Genomic DNA, 24,125 nt, shown 5'->3' with positions numbered 1-24,125 from the left:
TTCACATCGCAGATGTTGGACTTCTAAAGCCCAGCAGTATCTACAAAAACACACTACCGCTCGTGATTAAATACTTCCAATATGCATCATTGATCCGCGGAGATAGCAACCCATCGCAGTTCAGCAGGTTTTGGATGGCCATAGTAAGCCAAACGAAGCTGGGCCAGCGAGCACAAAGCGGAGGTAACCATCAGGAAATCATCGTTTTTTGAACTGCGTCATCAAAGCGCTTAAGCAGGTGCGATAAAGGCGGGCAAGCTGGTGCGGCTTTGCTATCTTGTTCGGCCTATGGATAAGGGGGGGCTGAATGGCCAGCTCCCTTGCACAGGAGCAATAGATGGCGGTGAAAGCGAGATCCAGAAGAGAGAAGGTGGGCAGCGGCCTTGGGCTGCTGCTCGGGATTATCGGCTTCAATCTGCTGGTGCCTTTTTTCTTTGAAAAGCAGGCGGGTTTTGATGGCAGCCAGATGCTCTGGGCCGCCGTGACGGCGCTGCTCTGCGCCGAGCTGGGGGCCAGGATAGGCAAGTGGCTGGATCGCCGGGAGCAGACGAGCGCCGGCGACTGATTCAGGAGGCAGCCGACAGGTCGCGGGTTGCTCTGAACTGGCTGGGAGTCAGACCGGTGATGCGCTGAAACTCGCGATTGAAGTTGGATTTGGTCTGAAAACCGGCGTTCATCAAGATCTGGATGATGCTCTCATCCGTGTTAAGCAGAGCCTGCCTGGCATGGGCAATCCGATATTCGTTGATGACCCTGGGGATGCTCTGCTGGCGCACCAGATTGACGGCACTGGAGATCTGCTTGGCGGGAATGCCCAGTTTGCGTGAGAGGCGGGCCAGGGTCAGCTCAGGATCCAGATAGCAGGCTTTCTCCTTCATCAGGTTATCCAGCAGGGCCACTATCTCCCGGGCGCGATCTTCGTTCAGCAGCGGCGCTTTCTCCGCAGGCTCGGGTTCGGAGGCTGGCATCTCCTCCTCTTCTGCGTCAGGGGTATTGACCCCTACCATCACCACGGCCGCCGCCAGCATGGGCACCAGCATCAGGTGACCCAGCGACAGGATATAGGGCGCCAGCTGGCCTTGGTTGAAGGCGAAGTCGAGGGAGACGGCGGCATCGATGGCCGCCGAAAACAGCAGCATCCAGCCTGCGATATGTTCCGCCCGTTTGACCCCCTCCCACTCATTGAACGAGACATAAAGCAGTAGTTGCGTCTTATCGGAAAAACGCACCAACGCGATGCCGTAGCAGAGATAGATGGCGGTCAGCAGGCCATCCAGCGGCAGTGGCAACCAGTTGTGGGTCAGCATGCCGAGGGCAACCAGCGCAGGGCCGACGCCGTGCAGCCAGGAGACGCGGGCCCCTGGCGTCTTGGCCCGGCTGAAGATATGCCAGGCGGCCACCGGGATAAGCGAGGCGAGGATCGGCTGCGCGAGACTGAGCAGCGCCAGATCGAAGGTCCAGCGCAGCCCCACCACGCCGGTGGTGATGGCGCACAGCAGCAAAAAGAGGGCGGTCGTTCTGGCCGCCCGGCCAAGGCGCGCCAGCAGCACGGCGGCCAGCAGAGCCAGCAGCAAGGAGACGATAAAGGGTATGGGTATGGCCAGCATCATATATCCCGTGTGCAAAGATAGGCCGTTGACCGGCGGCGGCATGCCAGCATAACGGCTTGGGTCAGGTGAATGAAGCCCATGATGGCGCAGGCGCGGTTCGAGGACGACCTGAAACCGGTTTGAGGACGCCTGGAGGGGCTTTGCTCCCCATGATAAGGGCTCTCAATCACCATAAAAGGCAGGTATCCATTTTCTCTTTCTATTGGCTGGCGTGGCAACGCGCCCTGGATTTTTCGGGTCGCGCCACCCGGGCCGAATGTGGGTGGTTCATGTTGGGCCATCTGCTGGTCACCCTGATCTGCATCTGGCTGGACGTGCTGCTTGCCAATCTGGGCTGGCTGGATCTGAGCTACGGCCTGGTGAGCAGCGTGCCCCTGATTGCACTTATCGTGCGTCGCTTGCACGACACCGGTCGCTCCGGTTGGTGGGGCTGGGTGTTTCTGGTGCCGGCCGTGGGGCCCTTGCTGCTCATCTATTTGCTGGCGCAGCAAAGCGGGGCAACCCATGTTGGCAAGGAGGCATCGGCATGAGACACGCACTCGGATTGTTTATGTTGTGCTGCTCGCTGACGGTGGCTGCCCTCGACAATCCCCACGATTTTCCCAAGGGGGCGCTGGGCCTGCTGCAGGTCGACAGCCTGACCCGTGGCGAGCTGCTGTGGATGCAAGGACGGGTGGGGGAGGGAACCTATACCACCACGGATGCCGAGGGGCGTCACTGCGCCATCCGGGTGCCGGTGGCGGTCGGCAAGCTGGCGAGCAGCGGCCTTGGCATCGACTCTGCCGCAGGGCTGGCCATCGTCGTCATGACGCCGCGGCTCGATGCGGCGCTCAGCAAGGGGGAGCTGGTGAACAGCAGCGACTTCACCTTCTCCCGCGAGCCGGCTGACCCGGCGGCCGATGCCTTTATCGTCAGCGGGATCGCGGCAGACGAAGGGTTTGTGCTGAACTCGCGGCGGCGCTGGATAGCCTGGCTGCTGGAAGACAAACCGGCGCTGCGCTGTCAATGAGGCCCCCTAGTCGGGAGGATGCGCCGGCCAAAGAAGGCCCACTGGCTGGTGCGCCTACTGCCACACTTCCTGCCCCTTGGCATTGAGCAGGGTGTGAAACAGATAGTGATCGTCCCGGTCGTAATAGACGGTGAGGGTGTGGCGCTGGGTATAATCCGCCGCCACGCCGGCCACCGTCATGGGTATCAGGATCAGCTCCCCCAGCCCCATAGTCACGGCGCTCGCCGTGGCCTGGCCATTGCCGTCAGCGCGCTTGTGGATCTTGCCGAGTACGGTAAAGCGATCGCAGCCCTGCACCTTATCCTCGGTCAGAAAGGCGGCCTGCTGGCAGAGCTGGGGCTCGCCCAGTTCGGCACGAATGGTTGCGCGGGTCTCCCCCGCTGCCAGGGTGTTGCGAAAGCGCCCCGAGTAGTGATCGATGGCGGCGGCGCAGCCGCTTAGCAGCCAGATCAGCAGCAACGGCGTGAGCCGCAGACAGGCGCGTTTCATGGGCGGGCCTCGCGATCTGTCAGGGGAACATCGCCCCGCCGCCCGGGTTCGCTGCGATGCAAAAAGGTGGTCAGGGTATCGCGCGGCGGCGTGATGCCGCACTGCACCAGAATGCGCCCGATGGCCCCCCTGTGATAGCCGCCGTGGGTCACCAGGTGCAGCAGCATCTCGGCGCGGCTCATCTGCCCCTGGTCGCCATCCACGAAGTTGAACGAGAGCACAGCCTCGCCATCTGCCTGGCTCAGGCCGGCAACGTACTTCAGATACCAGACATCCAGCTTGCCGATGGCGCTGCGCAGCGCCGCCAGGGTCGGCGTCTCCGGGGTATTGGTGGCACTGAAGCCGTGCCGTTCCCCCAGCAGATTGGCCTTGAAGATGGCATCGACCACATGGATATGGTTGAAGATGCGCAGGGCCGTGTGGTGAGCCTCGCCATATTGCGCGGCATCCAGGGTGGCGAGGGCATCGAGCAGTTCGCCATCGGCCCAGGCCTTGTAGCGAAACAGCGAGAGCAGGGTTGAGCTTGGCATGGCACTCCTTGGCGCGTCTTATGTCCAAAAGCGGGCATCTTAGCCAGATGGAGCCAAAAATGACACTCCCCGGGCAGAGGGCGGGGGGAGGCCAGCCACCGGCTGTGTCCGGGTCGGCGAGGATGCTACCCTGTCAGCCGTTGCCGGATAAAACGGCGCCCATAACCCGCCGCCACAAGGAGTCCCCATGCGCATTGCCCTCGTAGGTCTTGGTGATATCGCCCAGAAAGCCTATCTGCCGCTGCTTGCCAGCGACGAGCGAGTTACCCCGCTGCTCTGTACCCGCAATCCAGCAGTATTGGATAAGCTGGCTCGCCAGTACCGGATCGCCGAGTGTTTCACCGAGCTGGGCGACCTGCTGGCAAGCCGCCCCGATGCGGTGATGATCCACGCCGCCACCGCGGTGCACCTTGAGCTGGCCGCCCAGTGCCTGTGCGCCGGCATCCCCACCTTTGTCGACAAGCCGCTCTGCGACACTCTTGCCGGGGTAGAGGAGCTCGCCAACCTGGCCCTGGCGCAGAACCGTCCGCTGTTTGTCGGCTTCAATCGCCGCTATCTGCCCGCCATGAGCGCAGCCCGCGGCCAGCTGCTTACCGAGCTCAACTGGCAAAAGCACCGTCACGCCCTGCCGGGGGCACCGCGCGCATTTTTGTTCGACGATTTCATCCATGTGCTCGACAGCCTCTGCTTCTATGGCGGCGTGCCTGATGGGGATCTGCATGCGGTGCTGCGGCGCTGTGCCCGCCAGCCGACGCTGCTGGCCGGGGTGAGCGTGGCCTGGCAGAGCGGGCAGGTGGCGGTGAGCGGCAGCATGAACCGCAGCGCCGGTATCACAGAGGAGCGTATCGACGCCTATGGCGACAACCTCTCCCTGCACCTTGAGAACTGCACCCGGGGCACCCTGGCCCGCGATAAAACCGTGCAGACCCTGGTGCCGGACGACTGGCAGTCGGTGCTTACCCAACGGGGCTTTGCCGCCATGCTGGCCCACTGGTATCAGCAGATTGAGGCGGGGCGGGCCGACGGTGCGCTGATTGAGAGTTACCTGCACGGCCACCGGCTGGCAGAGCGACTGGTGGCTCTGGCGGGGGAGTGAGGGTGAGCACCGCGCCGGTTTGTTCGGGCCATGGGCGGGGCGGCGGGCGAAAAAATCGCCTGACCACTGTATGAGATGGCGCATCCCTGCGCAGTTGATTGGCGGGGGCGCTGCCGCGCAAGCCAAGCGGGCGCTTGTTTGCTATCTTGGCGGCCATGAACTGCCAGCAGAGCGACAGAGTGTGATGAACCAGCTATTGAAACGGGGTGGCCGGCTGGCTGCCCTTGCCAAATGGGAGCGGATCCCCGCCATGATGGCCAGGGTGGCCCGTCCATGAGCATCATTTTGGGGATAGACCCGGGCTCACGCATCACAGGTTACGGGGTCATTCGCATCGTGGCGGGCAAGGCGGAGTACCTGGGCTCGGGCTGCATCCGCACCGACTTGGGCGAGCTGCCGTCGCGCCTCAAGCAGGTCTATGACGGGGTGAGCGAGATCATCACCCAGTTCAAGCCGGACGAGTTCGCCATCGAGCGGGTCTTTATGGCGCGCAATGCCGATTCGGCTTTGAAGCTGGGTCAGGCTCGCGGCAGTGCCATCGTGGCGGCGGTCAATGCCCTGCTGCCGGTGAGCGAATACTCGGCCACCCAGATCAAGCAGGCGGTGGTGGGCACCGGTGGCGCCGCCAAGGAGCAGGTGCAGCACATGGTGACTCACCTGCTCAAGCTCTCGGCCACTCCCCAGGCGGATGCGGCGGATGCCCTCGGGGTGGCGCTCTGCCACTTCCATACCCGCCAGATCCTGATCAAGATGGCCGGGCGCAGCACGGGATCGGTGCGCGGTCGTTACCGCTGAGCCGATATTGCCGGTGTGATACCGGCAATCTCAGGCAAGCGGCCCTGTGCCGGTTGGTTGCCCCTCTGGTTGCGGCGGCTGTCGGCAAAAGCCTCAACAGAGTCACAAGCTGTCGCACTGCCTGCCTGCCGCAAGGCGCAGCCCGCCCGGGCACTAACGACAATCTTCTCAGTTAATCAACAACTTGTGACTCAAGTCACGTTTTTCGGCCTTCATCGCTTCCCTTCGCTTGCCCGATCGGGACTCCCATAATGTGCGCCGGCCGCGTGGTGCGGCCCGGTGAGCCGCTGGCTCCCGCTTCATCCATCATTGGGAGAGTTGAGAAGTGAAACCTTTTGCAGCTGAATTCATGGGCACCTTCTGGCTGGTGCTGGGGGGCTGCGGCAGCGCCGTGCTGGCCGCCGCCTTTCCGAACGTCGGCATCGGCCTGCTCGGTGTGGCGCTGGCGTTCGGTCTGACCGTGCTGACCATGGCTTACGCCATCGGCAATATCTCTGGCTGTCACCTGAACCCGGCCGTGACCATCGGGCTCTGGGCCGGCGGTCGTTTCCCGGCCTCCGGCGTGCTGCCCTACATGGTCGCTCAGGTATTGGGCGGGATTGCGGCAGCGGCGGTGCTCTATGTGATTGCCAGCGGTCAGGCCGGTTTCGATCTGGCGGCGGGCTTTGCCTCCAACGGCTATGGCGAGCACTCCCCGGGCGGCTACAGCATGCTGGCAGCGCTGGTGTGTGAAGTGGTGATGACCGGTTTCTTCCTGTTCGTCATCATGGGCGCCACCGACAGCCGGGCCCCGGCCGGTTTTGCCCCCATCGCCATCGGCCTGTGCCTGACCCTCATTCACCTCATCAGCATTCCGGTGACCAACACCTCGGTCAACCCGGCGCGCAGCACGGGCGTGGCCTTCTTCGTAGGGGACTGGGCTCTGGGCCAGCTGTGGCTGTTCTGGGTTGCGCCCATCGTCGGTGCCATTCTGGGTGCATTGGCCTATCGCGTGATCGCGACCAAAGCCTGATCCGTCAGGGCAACAAAGTGTGGTATCGACACGCCCCCGGGCGTGTTTTTTTGTTTCTGGCGGGCACGAAAACGGGCCACAAGGGCCCGCAGGGTTGCTTGGTCGCCGGCAAGAGGGGAGGGGCTACAACCCCTTGGCGCTCAGCATGTCCTTGTAGCGCTGGCGCAGCAGCTGTACCCGCTCCACACATAGGCATAGGTGCGGGTTTCGGCCATATTGGAGGGAGTGCCACCTTGTTTGTGGCTTGCCAAGGGCTTACAACCCCTTGGCGCTCAGCATGTCTTTGTAGCGCTGGCGCAACAGTTGCACCCGCTCTACGTAGGCGCGAGTTTCGGCATAAGGGGGGATGCCCCCATGTTTTTGCACCGCGCCGGCACCGGCGTTGTAGGCCGCGGTGGCCAGTGCCACGTTGCCGCCATACTGCTTGAGCAGCCCCGCCAGGTATTTCACTCCGCCAAAGATGTTCTGCTCCGCCAGCAGGGCGTTGCCCACTCCCAGCTCCCGCGCCGTGGCCGGCATCAGCTGGGTCAGCCCCATGGCCCCCTTGCGAGAGACAGCCAGCGGGTTGAAGGCGGACTCGGCGTGGATCAGCGCCCGGATGAGGGCTGGCTCCACCTGATAGGCCTTGGCTGCCGCCTGGATGGTGCTGGCGTAGTCATAGAGAAACAGGCCGGTAGTGTGCCAGTTGACCTTGGAGTCGGGGTCGCAGGCGTAGCAGTCGTTGAACAGCAGCAGCTCGTAGTGACCCTGCTCCGGCATCATGTCGGAGTAGCGCACCACGCCGTTTTTTTGCACCGACTTGTAGACCTGGATCTGGCGGGTGCCGGGCGGCAGCGGGGGGCTGGCCGGCTCGGGGGGTGGCAGCACCCCCGGGGTGTGCATGGTGACGGGGGGCGCCGCGGGGGGCGGTGCCGGCGGCTCGGCAGTGAGGATCACCACCTCGGCCGGGGCGGGTGTCTGACTCCAGCCGGGGGAGGAAAACAGCGGGATCAATCCCATCAACATCCATGCTTTCAACGGCTTGCTCCTTCAGCCTCGTTAGCCTTGTTGAGTAAAGCATCACGGCGCGGGCAGAACAAGCCCGCCCTGACCGGCCCGTGCACTCGGCCGAGAAAATAGCGGTGGCAGACCAAATAAAGAGGCCGCCCAGTGGCGGCCTCGCGCGGCAGTGGCCGGTTTACTCCTGCAGCCAGAGGCGGGCGCTGCGGGCGGGAATGGCGACCCGCACCCACTGGCTCTGCACATTGACCACGGCGTTTTGGTCGAGCACGTCCCGGTAGTTGCGATACCAGTTCATCTCGAACTTGGCGGTATCGAGCCAGTACTCCTGCTCGTAGTCGCACTTGTTGATGCCGACCAGCCCCTGCTTGCCGCGCTTGAACAGCACGAAGCAATCGCCGCTGCCGATCAGCTGCATGGGCTGGCCCTGCACCGCGTTGTGGAAGCGGATCATCCCCTTGAGGTCGCTGCGCAGGTAGTAATCTTGCCAGCGCAGCCCGTCCTTGGCCTGAGTCTCGCCATGATCCGAATAGACCAGCGGCGAGCCACCGTCGCGGCCGAGCAGGTAGGCATAGGCCAGCTTCTCGTCGGTCGGGTTCAGGATCTGGTAGCGAAAGCCATCGTTGGTGGGGATGTCGTGGGTGATGGCAAAGGTGACCGCCCGGCTGCCCGGTAGCGCCTGGCCGTAGGCCCCCGGATCCGCCAGCTGGTTCATGCTGCCGCCATAGCCGAGCGCCCCGCGCAGGGAGGCAAACAGCGGGAAGTCATAGGCGCCCTGACCGCTGCTGTCGAGATAGGGCTTGAGGAAGCGCTCGTAATCGTTGCTGCCGGCGCCGCCGGTGGTGATCACCTCGCCGAACACGTGCATCCCCTGCTTTATCTCGGGGGTGAACACGGCGTTGATCTGGTAATCGCTCATGTGTTTGACGGCATCGACCCGAAAGCCCTTGATCCCCATCCCCTTGAGCGCCTTGAGGTAGGCCTGCTGCTGGCTCACTACCCAGTTGTTGGGGTCGAGATCCGGCAACCCCTTGTCACCCGCGCCGCCGCACAGCCGCCAGTACTGCACGTTGCCCGGATCGTTCCAGTCGCTGATGCAGCCTTCCGGGTGGAAGTCCTGGCCGGCGAGCAAGTTCTGGCCCAGATCGCCAAACAGCTTCTGCCGCTCGAAGTAGCCGGGGTTGGCGGCGTAGCTTTGCAGCAGCTCGCTGCCGGGGTAGTTGAGATCGCTGCGCTTCCAGCTCTCGTTGGCCATGTGGTTGAGCACCACGTCCGCATAGACGGCGATGCCCCGCGCCTGCATGGCGGCGATCAGCTGTTCGAGATCCTGCTTGTTGCCAAGGGGGGTGTCGATGAGCCGCAGATCCTGCGGTTGGTAGCGTGCCCACCACTCGTTGCCCGATGACTTGAGGGGCGGCGAGATGAGCACCTGTTTGTAGCCGGCGGCCTTGATGAGATCGGCCTTGGCGGTGACTTCACTGTATTTCCAGTTGAAGGCGTGCAGTATGACGTCGGCATGTGCCAAAGGAGCGATCAGCATGCCTGCGATCGCCCAGATTCCCGCTGTGTGTTTCATTATTGTCAGTCCTTGTTTTGGGTGCCCAGATGGGCACCCAGAGCCTCACACCGGCCTGTCTTGCCAGCAATCGCCGGGCGGCGATTTTGTGAGCACTTTCAAAGCGGACTGTGCGGATCTGTGACGGCTTGCAAAAAACCGCGCAGGCCGCGTCATTACTGACTTTTCAATCACTTCACCGGGCTTTTTCGGCTCAGTCAATCCCGTTGTTGTAGAGCGCCTGCCAGGCGCAGTAGCGCTGGCCATTGCGCTGGTGGTAGAGCCAGAAGCGGTTGCAGTTGTCGTCGTAGTTGCTGGCGCCGACGTTGACGGCATAGCTGCTCAGCCGCTGCCCCTGCAGGGACTGGAACACCCCGTTGTAGAGCAGGGAGAAGTGCAGGTGCGGGCCGGTGGAGGAGCCGCCCTCGCACAGCGCCTCGTTGCGGTTGCTGGCATAGGTGCCGATGGGGGTGTCGGCAGCCACGTAGTCGCCGCTGCGCACCGAGATCCCGCTCATGTGGTAGTAGTTGGTGGCCCAACCGTTGGGGGCGGTGACGCGCACCTGGCAGCGGGAGAAGACGGTGACGGTGCCGCTGTTGGCGGCGGTGACCGTGTAGGTGGCGCCGCCCCAGCCCGGCCAGTCGTAGGAGACATCGATGGAGGAGTAGGGGTAGCCGGAGCCGGTATGGGAGTGGGCGCCATTGGCCTTCCAGCTGTAGCCCTGGCGCCAGGGCAGCTGAAACTGGCCGCCGGCCAGCGGCGCGGCGGGGGCGGCCGCGCCGCCCCTGGGAGAGGTCATGGCGTCCTGGCCGAACAGGGTCCGCCACTGTTCACCGAGTTGGCGCTGCACCGACGTGTTCAGCAGACTGGCAATGGCGGCCTGATGCGCGGCCTGCGGTGCCAGGGCGGGGGCGCTGCGCTGCATAAGCCGTTGCTGGGCGCGAGCCTGATAGAAGCGCTCGGAGAGCTGGCGCGCTATCAGCTCCAGCTGGTTGTCAAAGCCCCTGGCCTTGACCAGTTTGGCGAACGGCGCCGCCATGGCCTGCTCGGAGGGAGCCGAGATGAGCTGGCTGCTCGCCTCCATCAGGGCCAGCAGCAACTGGGGGTTGAGGCTGGTGATGCCGCTCCAGTGCAGGATCACCTCCTCCTTGGGCAACAGGTGGGGCGCCTGCTGCAGCAAAAAGTCGTGCAGATCGAAGGCCATGGCCGCCTTGCCGAACACGAAGTGGGCCTCATCCAGGGGGAGGACAGGGGTCTGATTGGCGGCAAGCTGCTGCGCCGTGAAGTGATAGGGGGCAAGCGGGGCATGGATGTCGCCGGCCCAGCTGGCGGCGGGAAGCAGGGCCAGCATCAGCAGGGAGGGGATCGGTCTGGACATGATAACTCCTTGGCAAAGTGGTGAGGTGTCGGTGTGGGGATGGACTCACGCGGGCAACAACAGCGCGAGGCTATGCCAAGGCTTCACCATAGGGGCAAATGCCAAAGTTGCTATTCAAATGGGGCTTTTTATACGGGGGGAGAGCGGCATTTGTTTGTTAACAAATGTTTACGAAAATGGTTTGTAGAGCCAAATCAGTGAGTTGCGGGTCATGAAATGGCGGGCAGCCGTAAAGGGCGGGGAAGAGGCGCAAACAGTGTCTGCCACTGGCTTGCCGTGATAGGATCGCCACTGGCCAGACCGGCTGACGGCATGTTAAAAATTATGCAACTCGGTGTGGTTATTGGCTTTTTTGTTATTAAAAGCCGTGATATCGTCAATCTGGTCGGATCTCTGCGACCGACATCAATGTATGAGGACCGGGCCGAATGGCCATGGATGGAACGGGTGTGATAGGCAAGCGGGCGATGGAACTCACGTTCGAAGAGTACTGTGATGCAGACCTTTCCCTGATCAGGGATTACTACGAAACCACTTTCTCCCACTATGTGCCGGATCTGGCCGAGCGGATCTTCGTGGTACGCGACGCCCACTGGCTGGTGGGGGCCGTGCGCCTGCGCGACGAACAGGATTACTACCACCTGTGCGGTTTTCGTCTGCTGCCCCACTACCAGTCGCTGGGACTGGGCTCGCGCCTGTTGCAGCACGCCTGCAACGATCTGCAGGACAAGCCGGTGGTGTGTCAGGCCTTGCCGTTTGAAAAGCCGTTCTACCTCAAGGCCGGCTTCGCCGACCTGCCCCTGCATGAACTGGAGGGGCCGCTCTTCTCGCTGTATGACCAGCAGCGCGAACAGGGTTACCAGATCGAGCTGCTGGTGCGCCAGGCCAAGGCCCCGGTCTACAACTGACGACTCACTGGGGCTTGGTCAGCAGGTGGATCTTGCCCGGTGACAGCTCCAGCCCCAACAGATTCTCCTTCAGCCAGGCCTGGTTCGGCTCCTTGTCGTTGAGCCGATAGACCGGCTGGGTCTCCAGCCGCTTCTCCATGCTCTGCAGCAGCATGCCGAGCATGAAACCGAACTTCTGCTGCGCCGCCTCCGGCTCCAGCTTGTATTCAATCAACTTCATGTTGTCGAGGAACAGCGCGCTCTGCGCCTTGTCGTAACGCGGTCTCGCCTCATAGGTCATGTTCAGCCGCGCGTCGTACTCGGTCTGATCCGGCAGGGCGATCTTGAGCTTGCCCTTGCCATAGACCCGGGCGGTGTCCGGGCTCTGGCGCCCGATCTGGACATCGCTCTGCTCGAGCTGCACATGAGCCTTGATGATGCCGGGCAGATCCAGCTGTTTGTTCACTTGCACCTGGGATTGCAGGTACTGGTTTATCTGTTGCTCATTGATGTCATATGAGCCTTGACCTAGCATGGCCAGACTGAGCAGCATAGATTGCAGGATCATGCTAACGACCTGATAGAATGGGTGTGTTTTACAGCATACCATCCTGGCTTCGCGGGATCTGCCCACCGCATTTCACTCGTCTGTAAAAGGAGTTCTCGTGATCAACGGTCTGGAGCACGACATCCAACTGCTGTTTTCCCAGTTCCTCGGCTGGTTGCTGCTGCTGTTTCACACCGTGATCGTGGCGGGGGTCTCATTTCGGGTGGTGATGAAGCGGCGCCCCATCGGGGTCTCGCTGGCCTGGCTGGCCCTCATCTATGCCATCCCGTTTGCCGGGGTCGGCTTCTACGTGTTGTTCGGCGAGATCCGCCTCGGCCGGCGCCGCGCCGAGCGGGCGCAGGCCATGTACCGCCCTTACGCCATCTGGATCCGCCAGCTGGCCCGGCTCTTTCCCCAACACTGCTGCGAGGTGGGGGAGAAGGCCCAGCCGCTGCACGATCTGATCCAGGGCCGGCTGGCCATGCCCATGCTCTCCGGCAACCGGATGACGCTGCTGAGCAAGCCGGAAGCCATCCTGCGCGAGATAGTGCGCGACATCCGCCAATCCTCCCAGTCCTGCTACCTGGAGTTCTACATCTGGCACCCGGGCGGCGACACCGACGAGGTGTGTGAAGCCTTGATGGAAGTGGCGGCGCGCGGCGTGGATTGTCGCTTGCTGCTCGATTCCATGGGCAGCAAGACCTTCTTCCGCTCGTCCTGGCCGAAAAAGCTGCGCAAGGCCGGGGTCAAGCTGGTGGAGGTACTGCCGGTCGGGGCCTGGCGCATCCCGTTCCAGCGCCAGGACCTGCGCATGCACCGCAAGCTGGTGGTGATCGACGACCGGGTTGGTTACACCGGCTCCATGAACATGGTGGATCCCCGCTTCTTCAAGCAGAACGCCGGGGTCGGCCAGTGGGTCGACATCATGATCCGGGTGCAGGGGCCCATGGTGCCGCTGATGTGGTCCATCTTCGTCTGGGACTGGGAGATGGAGACCGGCGAGCGGCTGCTCGACAGCCTGCAGCACGAGCCGGAGGCCTGGCCCCAGAGCAACTACCGGGCCCAGCTCATTCCATCCGGCCCCTTCGTCGGCGGCGACTGCATCCAGCAGAGCCTGCTGCTGGCCATCTACCAGGCCCGCCACCATCTGGTGCTGACCACGCCTTACTTCGTGCCGGACGATCCGCTGGCGGCGGCGCTCTCCTCGGCGGCGGCCCGCGGCGTGCAGGTGCAGCTGGTGCTGCCGGCGCGCAACGACTCCCTGATGGCCAATTACGCCTGCAACGCCTTCATGGAGGAGCTGCTGGAGGCGGGGGTAGAGGTCTATCGCTACGACGCCGGCCTGCTGCACACCAAGAGCGTGCTGGTGGATGACGACTTCGCCCTGGTGGGCACGGTCAACCTGGACCGGCGCAGCCTCTGGCTCAACTTCGAGGTGACCCTGCTCATCGACAACCCGGTGTTCGTCGCCGAGATGACCCAGCTGGTGCAGGGCTACATGATAGAGGCGACCCCCATGTCGCTGGCCAAGTGGCGGGCACGTCCCTGGTACAAGAAGGTGATGGAGAACATGTTCTACCTGTTCAGCCCCTTGTTGTGACATCACTTAATTGCGGCAGGCGCCGAATTGCGCTTGCCTAGCCCCAAGCTGGGCCCGTAGAGTGCGGCAATCACTCCCTGGAGAAACAGAAGAAGATGAAGAAGCGAGTAGCGCTGGCCGTCACGGCGGCCTTGGTGGTGGGTGGGCTGGGTGCCTGCTGGTACACGGGCAACACGTTCGATCGCATCATGGCCGAGCAGATCGCCAAGGTGAAACAGGAGAGCGGCGTCGAACTGAGCTGGCTGCCGAGCTCGAGCAACCTGTTCGCCCGCGATGGCGTGCTGAAGGTGGTGGTCACCCCGCAGACCCTGGCCAGCCTGGATGGACAGCTGGAGGGGAGTGAGCCGGTCGAGGCGCAGTTCATCGTCAACAGCCGCATCCTGCCGCTCTACATCAAGAGCCACATGCTGCTCGACACCAAGCAGGGTTCGCTGGCGCCGGTGTTCAACGCCTTCAAGATGGAGCAGTGGCAGTTCGGCATCGAGTCGGTCAGCAGCCTGTGGACCGCCAGCAACAGCAGCCGCTTCTGGGCCAACGAGTTCAAGATCAAGCAGGGGCTCGACGAGTTCAACTTCCTGCCGATGAAGGGCGACTATCACGGCGATCTGGAAGGCAATGGTCACGTCACCTTCCACTGGCAGGGCATGACGGTGCACGAAGAGCAGAACAAGATGGACATGGTGCTGGCCGAGCTCAAGGGCAGTGCCGACATGGCCGAGATCAGCGGCATCTGGCTCTCTCCGCGCAGCGACATGACCCTCTCCGCGCTGTCGGTGCAGCTGCCGGACAGCGTCAAGGTCTCCCTGCAGGGGCTGACCACCGAAACCCAGCTGGCGGGTGATGATGCCCAGACCCTCTCCAGCAGCTACCAGATGAAGGTGGACACCCTCAATCTGGAGAACGAGACCGACAACCTGGCGCTGACCCAGAGCAAGCTGGCCCTCAATCTGAAGGGGCTGGATCTGGAAGGCTATCAGGCGCTGCAGGCCTCCAGCGGCCAGGGCGTGGAAGAGGAGGCGATCCAGCAGGCGCTGGACAAGATGCTCAAGCGTGGCGCCACGCTGGAGCTGGTGGACTTGAGCTCCCACCTCAATGGCGAGCCGGTGGCCATGAAGGGTGACATCAAGCTGGCGGCGACCTCGCTCGAGCAGCTGTTCAACAGCGAAGAGGGGATGCACGCCCTCTCCGGCCTGCTGCACGCCAACCTGAGCGGCAAGCTGGGCAAAGCGGTGCCGCAGCTGGCGCCCATGCTGGATCAGTTCACCGCCATGGGTTACCTCAAGGCGGACAAGGAGCAGCTGACGGCCGAGCTCAAGCTCGACAAGGGCGCCATGACCGTCAACGGTCTGCCGCTCTGATTGACGTTGCTTTCGTGCACATAAAACAAAGGCTCCCGCGGGAGCCTTTGTTGTTTTCAGTGGTCGGGATTACTTGAATACCACCGTCTTGTTGCCGTAGACGAACACCCGCTCGTTCAGCACCAGCTCCAGTGCCCGGCTCAGCACCGATTTCTCCACGTCACGGCCAGCCTTGGCCATGTCGTCGGCGCTGAAGGTGTGATCAACGTGGATCACGTCCTGCTCGACGATGGGGCCCTCATCCAGATCGTCGGTGACGAAGTGGGCGGTGGCGCCGATCAGCTTGACCCCGCGATCGAAGGCCTGGCGATAGGGGCGGGCACCGATGAAGGCGGGCAGGAAGGAGTGGTGGATGTTGATGATCTTGCGCGGATAGGCCTCGACGAAACTCGGGGTCAGCACCCGCATGTACTTGGCCAGCACCACGTAGTCGGGCTGGTAGCCGTCGATGATGGCGCGCACCTGCTCTTCATGCTCGGTACGGCTCAGATCCTCGTGGCTGACGGTGTGGAACGGAATGTCGAACTTGCCGGTCAGCTCGGCGAGGATGTCGTAGTTGCCGATCACCGCGACTATGTCCATGTCCAGCGCACCGGCGTAGTTCTTCATCAGGATGTCGCCGAGGCAGTGGGTCTCCTTGGTCACCAGGATGACGATGCGCTTCTTGCCGGCCTTGACCAGCCGGCGCTGGGCGCCGGCGGGCAGGGCATCATCGAGGTCGGCCAGCAGGGTCTCGTCGTTGAAGCGTCCCTCCAGCTCGGTGCGCATGAAGAAGCGGCCGTTTTCGTGATCCACGAACTCGTCGTTCTTGTTGATGTTGAGCTGGTGCTTGTAGCAGATGTTGGTGATCTTGGCGATGAGGCCCTTGGCGTCCGGACAGTCCGTCAGCAGTATTTTCTTTTCCATCTCTGTCATGATTCCGTTTGTGTTGTTGGCGCCTGAGTCTGTGCAGGCAGCGCGTTTTTTCAGGCACTATGCCACAAACAAAATCAGAAAAGACAGTGCGCCGTGCGCCGTGATGCAATGCGGCCACAAGCGGTACGCTATTCATCTTTGATGAGTTTTGGGCTGGTGTCCGGCGTTTTTTTTCTTTACGCTGTATGCGCTTATTCTCAGGGCGGGGTGAAATTCCCCACCGGCGGTATCCCGATGTGACTCGGGGAGCCCGCGAGCGCCCGACCCGGTATTGCACCGGGACGGGGTCAGCAGATCCGGTGAGATGCCGGAGCCGACGGTCATAGTCCGGATGAAAGAGGATAAGACAGATATTGCAGGCAAGCCCCATGGGCCGGCCGCTGCATACCTATCTCTGTCTGCCTTTCCATGCCCTGATTCTGGTCCTTGTCTTGTTTAGGAGTCTTACCATGAATCAGTCTCTTCTCAGTGAATTTGGTGATCCCATTGCCCGTGTCGAAGCGGCGCTGGCGGCTCTGCGTGCCGGTCGCGGCGTGCTGGTGGCCGACGATGAAGATCGGGAGAACGAAGGGGATCTCATCTTCGCCGCCGAATCCATGACCAACGAACAGATGGCGATGATGATCCGCGAGTGTTCCGGTATCGTCTGCCTCTGTCTGACCGATGAGCGGGTACGCCAGCTCGAACTGCCGATGATGGTGGAGGCCAACTCCAGCCACTATCAGACCGCCTTCACCGTGACCATCGAAGCGGCGCAGGGGGTGACCACCGGCGTGTCGGCGGCCGATCGCATCACCACCATTCGGGCCGCCATCGCCGACGGCGCCAGACCATCCGACCTGCACCGCCCGGGCCACGTCTTCCCGCTGCGGGCCCGCACCGGCGGGGTGTTGACCCGTCGCGGCCACACTGAAGCCACGGTCGATCTGATGCAGCTGGCCGGACTCAAACCGTTCGGCGTGTTGTGCGAACTGACCAAGGAAGATGGCTCCATGGCGCGGCTGCCGGATCTGGTGGCATTCGGTCGCCAGCATCAGATGCCGGTGCTGACCATCGAGGATCTGGTGCAATATCGTCAATTGCTGTCAGAACGTTCAGCCTGAGCCTCATACGAAATTGTAATAAGCCCAAAATTTGGTTACGCTTTGTGCGAACCTCATCCAGAGACCCTCATTTTTGGCTTAACTTTGCACAAAAAGTGTACGTTTAAAAAAAAATGAGGGTTTTAATGCATTTATCTGTGATGGGGCCTATCCAAACTATGATTTTTTTGTGCCATAATCACGCCGCTTGCTAAACGTCTGGCGAGTTAAAGGGAGCTTTTAAAATGAAAAAAATGTTGTTGGTAGGTGTTGTTGGTCTGTCCGCTCTGCTGGGCGGTTGTGCAAACACCAGCGAACTGGAAACTTCCGTTCAGAATCTGTCTAACAAAGTTGACCAACTGGCTCAAGATGTTAGCGCTGTTCGTGCTGATCAATCCAAGATCGCTGCTGATGTTGCAGAAGCCAAGCAAGAAGCTATGCGTGCTAACCAGCGCATCGACAACATGGCTACTTCCTACAAGAAGTAATCCATGCGAAAAAAATGGCGCAGTTATGCGCCATTTTTTTTTGCCTGAAATTCGTCAAATTCCCGCGTTTTCCTCTCTGATACTCGCCTGACAAGGCAATGCCGAACGCTCGGCATCACCCCGTTTTCATTTCCGCATCGATCAGTAGAGCAGGCTGTAGAGCTTGCGACGGTAGCTCTGCGCCGCCGGGTTGCTGCCCATGGTGGTCAGGATGTCGAGGTAGGTCTTCTTGGCATCACCGAAGGCGAGATCCCGCTTGAGGATGGTAAACAGCAGCGTCAGCGCCTCTTCCTGCCGGCCGGCCTGGCTGTATTGCACCGCCAGCTCCTGGGCCAGGGCAAAGTTGTCCGGCTCCTGCTGGTGACGGGCTTCCAGCGCCCGCAGCTCCGGGCTGTCGGCGGCTTGTTGGGCCAGTGCCAGCTTGGATGTCAGGGTCTGGTAGTGATCGTCCTGGGCGATCATCGGGATTTTGCCCAGTCGCTCCTGCGCTTCGTCCAGCAGATTGAGGTCGAGCGCCGCCTGAATAAGCCACAGGCTGATGTCGTGGCGCTCCGGTGCCAGCTGATGGGCCTTGCCGAGATGGGCATAGGCAAGGTCAGCCTGACCCTCCGCCAGCGCCTGCTGTCCCTGTTCGAACAGCAACTCCTCCTCCTTGGGGGCGAAGGCGGCAAAGTAGTGGCGCAGGGTGGCTTCGTCCTGCGGGCCTTCCAGAATGGCCTGCTCGTCAGGGCGGCCCTGGTGGAACAGCACCAGCGCCGGCAGGGCGCGCAGGCCGAGCTGGCCAGCCAGTGGTTGCAGCTGCGGATTGTTCATGTCCACCCTGGCCAGGGTCACCTGGGGATTGGCCGGGCCGACCAGCGCTTCCACCTGCGGGGTCATGGCTTGACACTCCGGCATCTGGGGGGCGTGGAAATAGATGACGATCGGCTTTTTCATGGAAGCATCGATCAGGGCGCTTTGGAAATTCTGGGGATTGATGTCGACGATCATGAGGCTGACTCTTGGAAAATGGTGTGAGTTAACATGGGGTTGATGGGCACAGAATTCAAGCTGCTGTCGAGCTGCCAGCCGTTGACGGCGAGGGTCGGTGCGGCCAGGCTGAGCCAGCCCCGGCCGATGGGCCAATCCTGTACCCGGTAATCCTGTTCATCGAGTTGGTTGTCGAGCCGCCACGCTGCCTCTGGCACGAAGCGCACCTTGTCGAGGCCGGCGGCGATGCCGGCGCCGTGGGCCTTCAATACCGCCTCCTTGCGCGACCAGAACCGATAGAAGGCCGACTCTTGCTCCGCCTCGGGCAGGGCGAGCAGCCACTCATATTCACTCTGCGCATAAAAACGGCGGGCCAGTGGCAGAGTCTGGCGGCGCCGCTGGCCCATCTCTATATCCACTCCGAGCGGGCCGGCGGCACAGAGGGCGATCGCCAGCCAGTCACCGCTGTGACTGAGGTTGAACTGCCAGCGCTCGTCGCTCAGTGCCGGCTTGCCGTGCGGGTTGCTGCAAAACTGCAGCGCATCGGGGCGACACTGCAGGCGTTCGGCCAGCAGCCGTCGCAGCAAGCCACGGCTGAGCAGGTACTCCTGGCGGCGTGCCAGCTGACCGATGGACTGCCATGTCTGCCGTTCTTCGGGGGAGAGCAGGGTTTGCAGCAGGCTCAGCTGGTCGGCGTCCGTGTTTGCCGGTTTTAACAAATAGAGATCCACAGAGATCATAATTTTTCACTTAAAAAGCATGCTGAAACAGCGATAAAAGTCAGTTTGATCCGGCCTGGGTGGCCCCTTTCGAGATTGTATATTGTTTGGCCATGATCACATTAATCAGGAAAAATAATGCATTTCCTTGCAAAAATGTGATGTCGATAGGGATTTTCGCTTGCCTCGATAGAATTCTTGGATATAGTCGGGTGCTGTTGCCTTATAAATTGCCCGTTCGGGCCGTATTTTAACAAGTTTTACTATTTTGCGGGGATAAAGGATTGCGCCACCTGATGCTACTGCTGGTCGCGCTCGGAATGGTGGGTTGTGCCTCGGCACCCCAGCCCGAGGTCGCGAGCAAGATTGAAGTTTCCATGATGGAACCCGTTATTGAACCGGAAGCTTCGCAAACCCCAGATGTAAACGAAATCCTGACAGTATACAAAGAGTGGCGCGGTGTTCCTTACCGCATGGGCGGCAGCAGCCAGCGCGGCATCGATTGTTCCGCCTTCGCCCGTGAAGTGTTCCGCAACGCCGTCGGCATCGAACTTCCCCGTGATACCCGCTCCCAAGTCCATGAAGGCACCCGCGTTTCCAAGCAGGATCTGGTCGAAGGTGACCTGGTCTTCTTCAAGATCAATCGCCGTCTCAATCATGTCGGCATCTATGTGGGCAATGGTGAATTCATTCACGCCTCCACCCGCGCCGGGGTGACGCGCTCCAAGCTCGACAGCTCCTACTGGCGCAGCAAATTCTGGCAGGCACGCCGGATCGACATCTGAGTCAGGCTGGACAAACGGCTCGCAGTACGGACTGTTTTTCCAACCTCACTTGAACCGGGCTCGACAGCCCGGTTTTTTATGGCCGTCATTTAGACTTTCCGGGGCCAAGTCACTATAGTGTGGGCCCGTTTTCCTTGGCAGGCCCAGCATGAAGACCCATTCCGACCGCAAATCCGGATTGCATCCACGCAATCGCCATCAGGCTCCCTATGATTTCGATGCGCTCTGCCAGCGCACCCCCGAGCTGCAGTCCTTCGTGTTCGTCAACGAGCACGGCACCCAGACCCTGGACTTTGCCGATCCGGCCGCCGTCAAGGCGCTGAACAAGGCGTTGCTGGCGCTGCACTATGGCATTGCGCACTGGGATCTGCCGGCCGGCTATCTCTGCCCGCCCATTCCGGGGCGCGTTGACTACCTGCATCGGGTGGCCGATCTGCTGGCCGAGAGTGCCGGCAAGGTGCCAACCGGCAAGGGGGTGCGGGTGCTGGATATCGGGGTCGGTGCTAACTGCATCTATCCGCTGCTGGGGGCCCGCGAATATGGCTGGCGCTTCGTCGGTTCCGACATCGATCCGGTGTCGGTCAAGGCCGCTACCCTGCTGGCCAAGAGCAACGGGCTGGGCAGCCAGATTGAATGCCGCCTGCAGGGCAAGGCTGGCGACATCTTTCAGGGGATTGTGGCACCGCGCGAGCGTTTTGCGCTGACCCTCTGCAATCCTCCCTTTCATGCTTCACTGGCAGAAGCGAGCAAGGGAACGGAGCGCAAGCTGCGCAACCTGGGCAAGGCAGCGATGGCCAAGCCGGTGCTCAATTTCGGCGGCCAGAAGGCCGAGCTATGGTGTGAAGGGGGGGAGGCGGCCTTTCTGGCAAGCATGATCACTCAGAGCAAGGCATTCGCCAGCCAGTGCCTCTGGTTCAGCTCGCTGGTGTCAAAAAAAGAGAACCTGCCGGCGGCCAAGCAGGGGCTGAGCCGGGTCGGGGCCCGTCAGGTGCGGCTGCTCGAGATGGCCCAGGGCAACAAGATCAGCCGGGTCCTGGCTTGGTCTTTCCAAGGCGAGGCGGCCAGCAGGCAGTGGTGGTCGCCAATGACGCAGGATAACACCTGAGCCTGCTGAGGCGGGACGACGACAAGGGGCATGCCGATGGTATGCCCCTGTTTTTTGATGGGTGTCAGTGGACAGCCTGGGTCAATACCCGGCACCCATGACAATCGTTTTTCCCCTTGTGGCATCGGGGCTGGCGCCTGCATGTTAGTGATCACTTTCATCCTCGGTACAGTTGTACGCTGAGATTTTTTTGCACTTGCAGTTGAAACTTTCATAAAATAGGACTGGTTAGACCTCTTTACAGGCTTTGAATCGAATAGGGATCGGTACATGAAAGTTGTCGATTTTCTGAAGCGCAAGCGCGAAATACTGGCGCAGCACCCCTTTGAGCTCAAGGATTGGCTCTCTCCGGCGATCCGCGACTACTGGCGTGAGTTTCAGCAAAAGGCACACCTCCACCCTCTGCTGGGCCGGGTGCTGGACTTGCAGAGCGACAGCCAGTCGACGCAGCAACAGCAGGGCGCGGCGCAAGCCGTCAACGGCCAGCCCGTACCGCTGGATACCCCTGCCGTCGAACTCAGCGGCGAGGCAGCCGCTCTGTTTGCCACCTTGCAGGAGCGCATCGGCGAAGAGACCCATGTCGGTGAGTGGTTGCTGGTCAGCCAGCAGATGATCAACGAGTTTGCCGCCGTGACTGGCGACAACCAGTGGATCCACACCGATCCGGAGCGCGCAGCGGCCGAGTCACCGTTCAAGACCACCATTGCCCATGGCTTCCTGACCCTGGCGTTGTTGCCTCGGTTGACGGGCAGTATCAACGAGGCCGCCCCCGAGTTTCCGACCGCCCGCATGGTGGTGAACTTCGGCCTGGATCAGGTGCGTTTCCCGTACCCCATCAAGGTGGACAGCAACATCCGCGCCCGCACCAAGCTGGCTCGGGTTACTCCGATCAAGGGTGGGCTGGAGCTGCTCAAGGAGATCAAGGTTGAGATCGAGGGTATTCGTCGCCCAGGCTGCGTCATTGAATCGGTCACCCGGATCTACTTCTGACGGGGTGACGGTGTCACCCGCTGGCACGAATCGTATTGAAAAAACAGGCTCACCTCGGTGAGCCTGTTTTGTTTATGGCGGTTTGTTGCACTTGTATATGTTGTTGCCTCTAAGTCGCCGCCACTCGTGCATCCATGGCTTGCCCCGAGGGCTAGAAGCTGGCCCCCAGGCTTATCAGGTGGCGCCACTCTTTGTCTGATAAGGGGGTCTGAACACCTTGATACTCCATCCTGGCATCTTCCCAGTCGAGCTCGCTCGACCAGGAGAGGCGCAGGTGGTCATTGAAGTAGTAGCGCATCCCCAGGCTGCCTTTTACGGCCTGCTCCCGGGTGATGTAGGGCGAGGGCTGGTCCAGATAGCGCTTGTAGGTGCCCTTGCTGAACAGCTCCAGTTGCTCTGACCAGAGTGCAATGGGCTGCCGGTAGTCCCAACCAAGGCCCATCAGGGGATAGTTGATGATCCTGTCGTTGAAAATATCGGGGATGATGAAGTTGTCCCAATAACCTGGCCGGAAGTAGGAACGCTCCAGTCCGGCTTGGCTGATCAGCTCCAGCCGCCGCCGCTTGTCGTTCCAGAACCGGTAACCAGGTCCGGTCACATAACCCACATCCATGTAGTCGGGGTCCAGCATCTTGTATTCAAAGTCGACGGCGGAGCGCAGAAACCAGCGCTGATCGAAGAAGAAGTCCAGCATGGGCTTGAGCCGGTACTCATGGCTGTTGGTGACGTTGTTGGCAGTCTCGTAGATGTACTCCCCATCCAGCGTATAGCGCCAGTCGAGGTTGGCCACCTCGGTGGAGGCCTTCAGGTTGACGTTGTTGGTCTGCTTGTCGCTGTGCTTGAGCTTGACGTTCAGATCGCTGCTGCCGCTCCACAGCCAGGCTTTCTGGTCATCCGGCGTCAGGGCCAGCAGGGTAATGCCGGTCTTGACGGTCGGTTTGGGTTTGTCCTGCTTCTCGATGCGCCAGCGCTTGACCGCTTCGCGCTTGACGGTGATGGGGGCGCTGTAAGGGAGCGCGATGCGCACTTGCTGGTCGCCTATCTCCTCTATGGTGCCGGTCAGCCGGTCACCGTTGTCCATCCAGAGGATGTCGGCCGATACCGCCGGGCTCAGCAGCAGGGCCAGCAGACAAAAAACGCGGTAGCTCATGAAGATCCTCGTGAACATGGTTGGCCATCAGCCGCTGACGGAACGGGGGATACCGTTCTTGCTGTTTAGCACGCCGGCGGCCTTGTCACCATCGACTTCCGGTTTGGCGATGAAGGCTTCCACCTCAGGGGAGAGGATCAGCGGGGCGCCCTGCTCCAGCTCCAGTTCGGTGCGAGATAGCGGGGAGTGCACCTCCAGCCAGTGGCGGCCATCAGGCTCGATGGCGGTTTTGACCGGCTGGTTGATGACCTGCACCTGAGTGCCGATGGGGACGATCTTGAACAGGGCCTCGATGTCGTCGGGGCGCAACCGAATGCAGCCGGCGCTGACCCGCAGACCGACGCCAAAATCCTTGTTGGTGCCGTGGATGAGGTAGTCCTGCTTGCCATAACCGAGGCGCATGGCGAATTTGCCGAGGGGATTGTCGGGACCGGGTGGCACCACCGCCGGCAGGGTGATCCCCTTTTGCTCCAGCCAGGACTTGCGCACCATGGGGCCGGGCACCCAGGTCGGATTGGGGTTCTTGGCGATCACGGTGGTGGTCATCTCCGGCGTCTCCCGCCCTATGTCACCGATCCCGATGGGCAGCACCATCACCTCGCTTTTGCCTTTCGGGAAGTAGTAGAGGCGCAGCTCCGGCAGATTGATGACGATGCCCTCGCGAGGCACGTCCGGCAGCAGCATCTGGGTCGGCAGGGTCAGCCGGGTGCCCGGCTTGGGCAAATAGGGATCGACCCCCGGATTGGCTTCGAGCAGCGCCAAAAAACCAATCTGGGTGTGCTTGCCGATGAGCTCAAGATGTTCATCTGGCTGGACTATGTAGTCCTCCAGTTCGCCGAGCAGGCGGCTGCCAGCCGGGGGCAGCGGATAGGTGGTGGCGAGGACGGGAGCCGTCAGCAGGCTGGCGGCCAGCGCCAGCAATGAGAGGGTTCGTGCTATGAACATGTACTTCCTGTCTGATTGAGATGAGGGGGCCGCGAGGCGACCGCCCTGGGTAAAAGGGGGAAATTGTCAGTCAAACGAGTGACGATTGCCAGCTTGGTTGGCCAGGGTCACA

The 24,125-nt window shown here is 61.6% G+C and carries 26 protein-coding genes and 1 riboswitch; of the genes, 14 read left to right on the top strand and 12 right to left on the bottom strand.

Annotated features, from left to right (window positions below):
- The first annotated feature begins 337 nt into the window (after positions 1-337).
- A complete protein-coding gene (locus OKC44_RS02575) occupies positions 338-565 on the top strand; it encodes a hypothetical protein (RefSeq protein WP_270810871.1) in 228 nt (75 codons plus the stop codon).
- 1 nt (position 566) lies between these two features.
- On the opposite strand, the gene OKC44_RS02570 is transcribed toward OKC44_RS02575, so the two are convergent.
- Positions 567-1,607 (bottom strand): helix-turn-helix transcriptional regulator, encoded by a 1,041-nt coding sequence (locus OKC44_RS02570; protein ID WP_270810868.1) that lies wholly within the window; start codon positions 1,605-1,607, stop codon positions 567-569.
- Positions 1,608-1,798: 191 nt separating this feature from the next.
- Between OKC44_RS02570 and OKC44_RS02565 the strand changes: the two genes are divergently transcribed.
- Together OKC44_RS02565 and OKC44_RS02560 are read left to right on the top strand one after the other, a co-directional pair.
- The gene (locus tag OKC44_RS02565; RefSeq protein WP_029303648.1) at positions 1,799-2,140 is read left to right on the top strand and encodes a DUF805 domain-containing protein; all 342 of its coding nucleotides are present in this window, start codon (positions 1,799-1,801) and stop codon (positions 2,138-2,140) included.
- Complete coding sequence (locus OKC44_RS02560) at positions 2,137-2,619, top strand: hypothetical protein (protein ID WP_270810863.1); 483 nt, start codon at positions 2,137-2,139, stop codon at positions 2,617-2,619. The genes OKC44_RS02565 and OKC44_RS02560 overlap by 4 nt, the downstream gene beginning before the upstream one ends.
- 54 nt (positions 2,620-2,673) lie before the next feature.
- On the opposite strand, the gene OKC44_RS02555 is transcribed toward OKC44_RS02560, so the two are convergent.
- On the bottom strand, positions 2,674-3,108 hold the full coding sequence (locus OKC44_RS02555) for a hypothetical protein (RefSeq protein WP_270810861.1): 435 nt from the start codon (positions 3,106-3,108) through the stop codon (positions 2,674-2,676).
- Positions 3,105-3,638: a DinB family protein gene (locus tag OKC44_RS02550; RefSeq protein WP_270810860.1), complete on the bottom strand. Its 534-nt coding sequence runs from the start codon at positions 3,636-3,638 to the stop codon at positions 3,105-3,107. The genes OKC44_RS02555 and OKC44_RS02550 overlap by 4 nt, the downstream gene beginning before the upstream one ends.
- 187 nt (positions 3,639-3,825) lie before the next feature.
- Between OKC44_RS02550 and OKC44_RS02545 the strand changes: the two genes are divergently transcribed.
- The 3 genes from OKC44_RS02545 (at position 3,826) to aqpZ (ending at position 6,541) form a co-directional block, all read left to right on the top strand.
- A complete protein-coding gene (locus OKC44_RS02545; protein ID WP_270810858.1) occupies positions 3,826-4,734 on the top strand; it encodes a Gfo/Idh/MocA family protein in 909 nt (302 codons plus the stop codon).
- 273 nt (positions 4,735-5,007) lie between these two features.
- A complete protein-coding gene (gene ruvC, locus OKC44_RS02540) occupies positions 5,008-5,529 on the top strand; it encodes a crossover junction endodeoxyribonuclease RuvC (protein WP_005298649.1) in 522 nt (173 codons plus the stop codon).
- A gap of 325 nt (positions 5,530-5,854) precedes the next feature.
- Positions 5,855-6,541, top strand: coding sequence for an aquaporin Z (gene aqpZ, locus OKC44_RS02535; protein ID WP_270810856.1), 687 nt, complete (start codon positions 5,855-5,857; stop codon positions 6,539-6,541).
- A gap of 255 nt (positions 6,542-6,796) precedes the next feature.
- Here the strand turns inward: aqpZ and OKC44_RS02530 are convergent, their stop codons facing one another.
- From OKC44_RS02530 to OKC44_RS02520, 3 genes are all read right to left on the bottom strand, one after another.
- Complete coding sequence (locus tag OKC44_RS02530) at positions 6,797-7,546, bottom strand: lytic transglycosylase domain-containing protein (RefSeq protein ID WP_162275815.1); 750 nt, start codon at positions 7,544-7,546, stop codon at positions 6,797-6,799.
- A 172-nt stretch (positions 7,547-7,718) separates the two neighbouring features.
- Positions 7,719-9,116 carry an alpha-amylase family protein gene (locus tag OKC44_RS02525; protein WP_270810854.1) on the bottom strand — a complete coding sequence of 466 codons (1,398 nt, stop codon included), beginning with the start codon at positions 9,114-9,116 and terminating at the stop codon, positions 7,719-7,721.
- A gap of 193 nt (positions 9,117-9,309) precedes the next feature.
- Positions 9,310-10,473: a M23 family metallopeptidase gene (locus OKC44_RS02520; protein ID WP_270810851.1), complete on the bottom strand. Its 1,164-nt coding sequence runs from the start codon at positions 10,471-10,473 to the stop codon at positions 9,310-9,312.
- 428 nt (positions 10,474-10,901) lie between these two features.
- On the opposite strand from OKC44_RS02520, the gene OKC44_RS02515 reads away from it, so the two are divergent.
- Positions 10,902-11,381, top strand: coding sequence for a GNAT family N-acetyltransferase (locus tag OKC44_RS02515; RefSeq protein ID WP_011705218.1), 480 nt, complete (start codon positions 10,902-10,904; stop codon positions 11,379-11,381).
- A 4-nt stretch (positions 11,382-11,385) separates the two neighbouring features.
- On the opposite strand, the gene OKC44_RS02510 is transcribed toward OKC44_RS02515, so the two are convergent.
- A complete protein-coding gene (locus OKC44_RS02510; RefSeq protein ID WP_270810850.1) occupies positions 11,386-11,928 on the bottom strand; it encodes a DUF1439 domain-containing protein in 543 nt (180 codons plus the stop codon).
- A 97-nt stretch (positions 11,929-12,025) separates the two neighbouring features.
- Between OKC44_RS02510 and cls the strand changes: the two genes are divergently transcribed.
- Both cls and OKC44_RS02500 read left to right on the top strand, forming a co-directional pair.
- Positions 12,026-13,507 (top strand): cardiolipin synthase, encoded by a 1,482-nt coding sequence (gene cls / locus OKC44_RS02505; RefSeq protein ID WP_011705220.1) that lies wholly within the window; start codon positions 12,026-12,028, stop codon positions 13,505-13,507.
- A 95-nt stretch (positions 13,508-13,602) separates the two neighbouring features.
- Positions 13,603-14,865, top strand: coding sequence for a DUF945 family protein (locus OKC44_RS02500; RefSeq protein WP_270810848.1), 1,263 nt, complete (start codon positions 13,603-13,605; stop codon positions 14,863-14,865).
- A 69-nt stretch (positions 14,866-14,934) separates the two neighbouring features.
- Here OKC44_RS02500 and purU read toward each other — a convergent pair whose 3' ends face one another.
- A complete protein-coding gene (gene purU / locus OKC44_RS02495; RefSeq protein WP_270810846.1) occupies positions 14,935-15,771 on the bottom strand; it encodes a formyltetrahydrofolate deformylase in 837 nt (278 codons plus the stop codon).
- A gap of 198 nt (positions 15,772-15,969) precedes the next feature.
- Positions 15,970-16,127: riboswitch (FMN riboswitch) on the top strand.
- 102 nt (positions 16,128-16,229) lie between these two features.
- Between purU and ribB the strand changes: the two genes are divergently transcribed.
- A complete protein-coding gene (ribB, locus tag OKC44_RS02490) occupies positions 16,230-16,883 on the top strand; it encodes a 3,4-dihydroxy-2-butanone-4-phosphate synthase (RefSeq protein WP_011705223.1) in 654 nt (217 codons plus the stop codon).
- Positions 16,884-17,107: 224 nt separating this feature from the next.
- On the top strand, positions 17,108-17,350 hold the full coding sequence (locus tag OKC44_RS02485) for an Lpp/OprI family alanine-zipper lipoprotein (RefSeq protein ID WP_010634682.1): 243 nt from the start codon (positions 17,108-17,110) through the stop codon (positions 17,348-17,350).
- A 141-nt stretch (positions 17,351-17,491) separates the two neighbouring features.
- Here OKC44_RS02485 and OKC44_RS02480 read toward each other — a convergent pair whose 3' ends face one another.
- Together OKC44_RS02480 and OKC44_RS02475 are read right to left on the bottom strand one after the other, a co-directional pair.
- Positions 17,492-18,340, bottom strand: a complete 849-nt coding sequence (locus OKC44_RS02480; protein ID WP_270810843.1) for a tetratricopeptide repeat protein — start codon at positions 18,338-18,340, stop codon at positions 17,492-17,494.
- Positions 18,337-19,059: a 4'-phosphopantetheinyl transferase family protein gene (locus tag OKC44_RS02475; RefSeq protein ID WP_270810841.1), complete on the bottom strand. Its 723-nt coding sequence runs from the start codon at positions 19,057-19,059 to the stop codon at positions 18,337-18,339. The genes OKC44_RS02480 and OKC44_RS02475 overlap by 4 nt, the downstream gene beginning before the upstream one ends.
- A gap of 275 nt (positions 19,060-19,334) precedes the next feature.
- Between OKC44_RS02475 and OKC44_RS02470 the strand changes: the two genes are divergently transcribed.
- The 3 genes from OKC44_RS02470 (at position 19,335) to OKC44_RS02460 (ending at position 21,918) form a co-directional block, all read left to right on the top strand.
- Complete coding sequence (locus OKC44_RS02470; RefSeq protein WP_005298673.1) at positions 19,335-19,823, top strand: C40 family peptidase; 489 nt, start codon at positions 19,335-19,337, stop codon at positions 19,821-19,823.
- Positions 19,824-19,971: 148 nt separating this feature from the next.
- On the top strand, positions 19,972-20,928 hold the full coding sequence (rlmF, locus tag OKC44_RS02465) for a 23S rRNA (adenine(1618)-N(6))-methyltransferase RlmF (protein ID WP_270810838.1): 957 nt from the start codon (positions 19,972-19,974) through the stop codon (positions 20,926-20,928).
- 270 nt (positions 20,929-21,198) lie between these two features.
- Positions 21,199-21,918, top strand: a complete 720-nt coding sequence (locus tag OKC44_RS02460; protein WP_011705228.1) for a MaoC family dehydratase — start codon at positions 21,199-21,201, stop codon at positions 21,916-21,918.
- Positions 21,919-22,069: 151 nt separating this feature from the next.
- On the opposite strand, the gene OKC44_RS02455 is transcribed toward OKC44_RS02460, so the two are convergent.
- Complete coding sequence (locus OKC44_RS02455; protein WP_270810836.1) at positions 22,070-23,068, bottom strand: DUF481 domain-containing protein; 999 nt, start codon at positions 23,066-23,068, stop codon at positions 22,070-22,072.
- 27 nt (positions 23,069-23,095) lie between these two features.
- Positions 23,096-24,013 (bottom strand): L,D-transpeptidase family protein, encoded by a 918-nt coding sequence (locus OKC44_RS02450; protein WP_270810833.1) that lies wholly within the window; start codon positions 24,011-24,013, stop codon positions 23,096-23,098.
- Between the last annotated feature and the right edge of the window lie 112 nt (positions 24,014-24,125).

It is taken from the genome of Aeromonas sp. S41-2, from assembly GCF_027705845.1.
Taxonomy (GTDB): domain Bacteria; phylum Pseudomonadota; class Gammaproteobacteria; order Enterobacterales; family Aeromonadaceae; genus Aeromonas; species Aeromonas hydrophila.
This window is presented reverse-complemented; position numbering and strand designations above follow the sequence as displayed.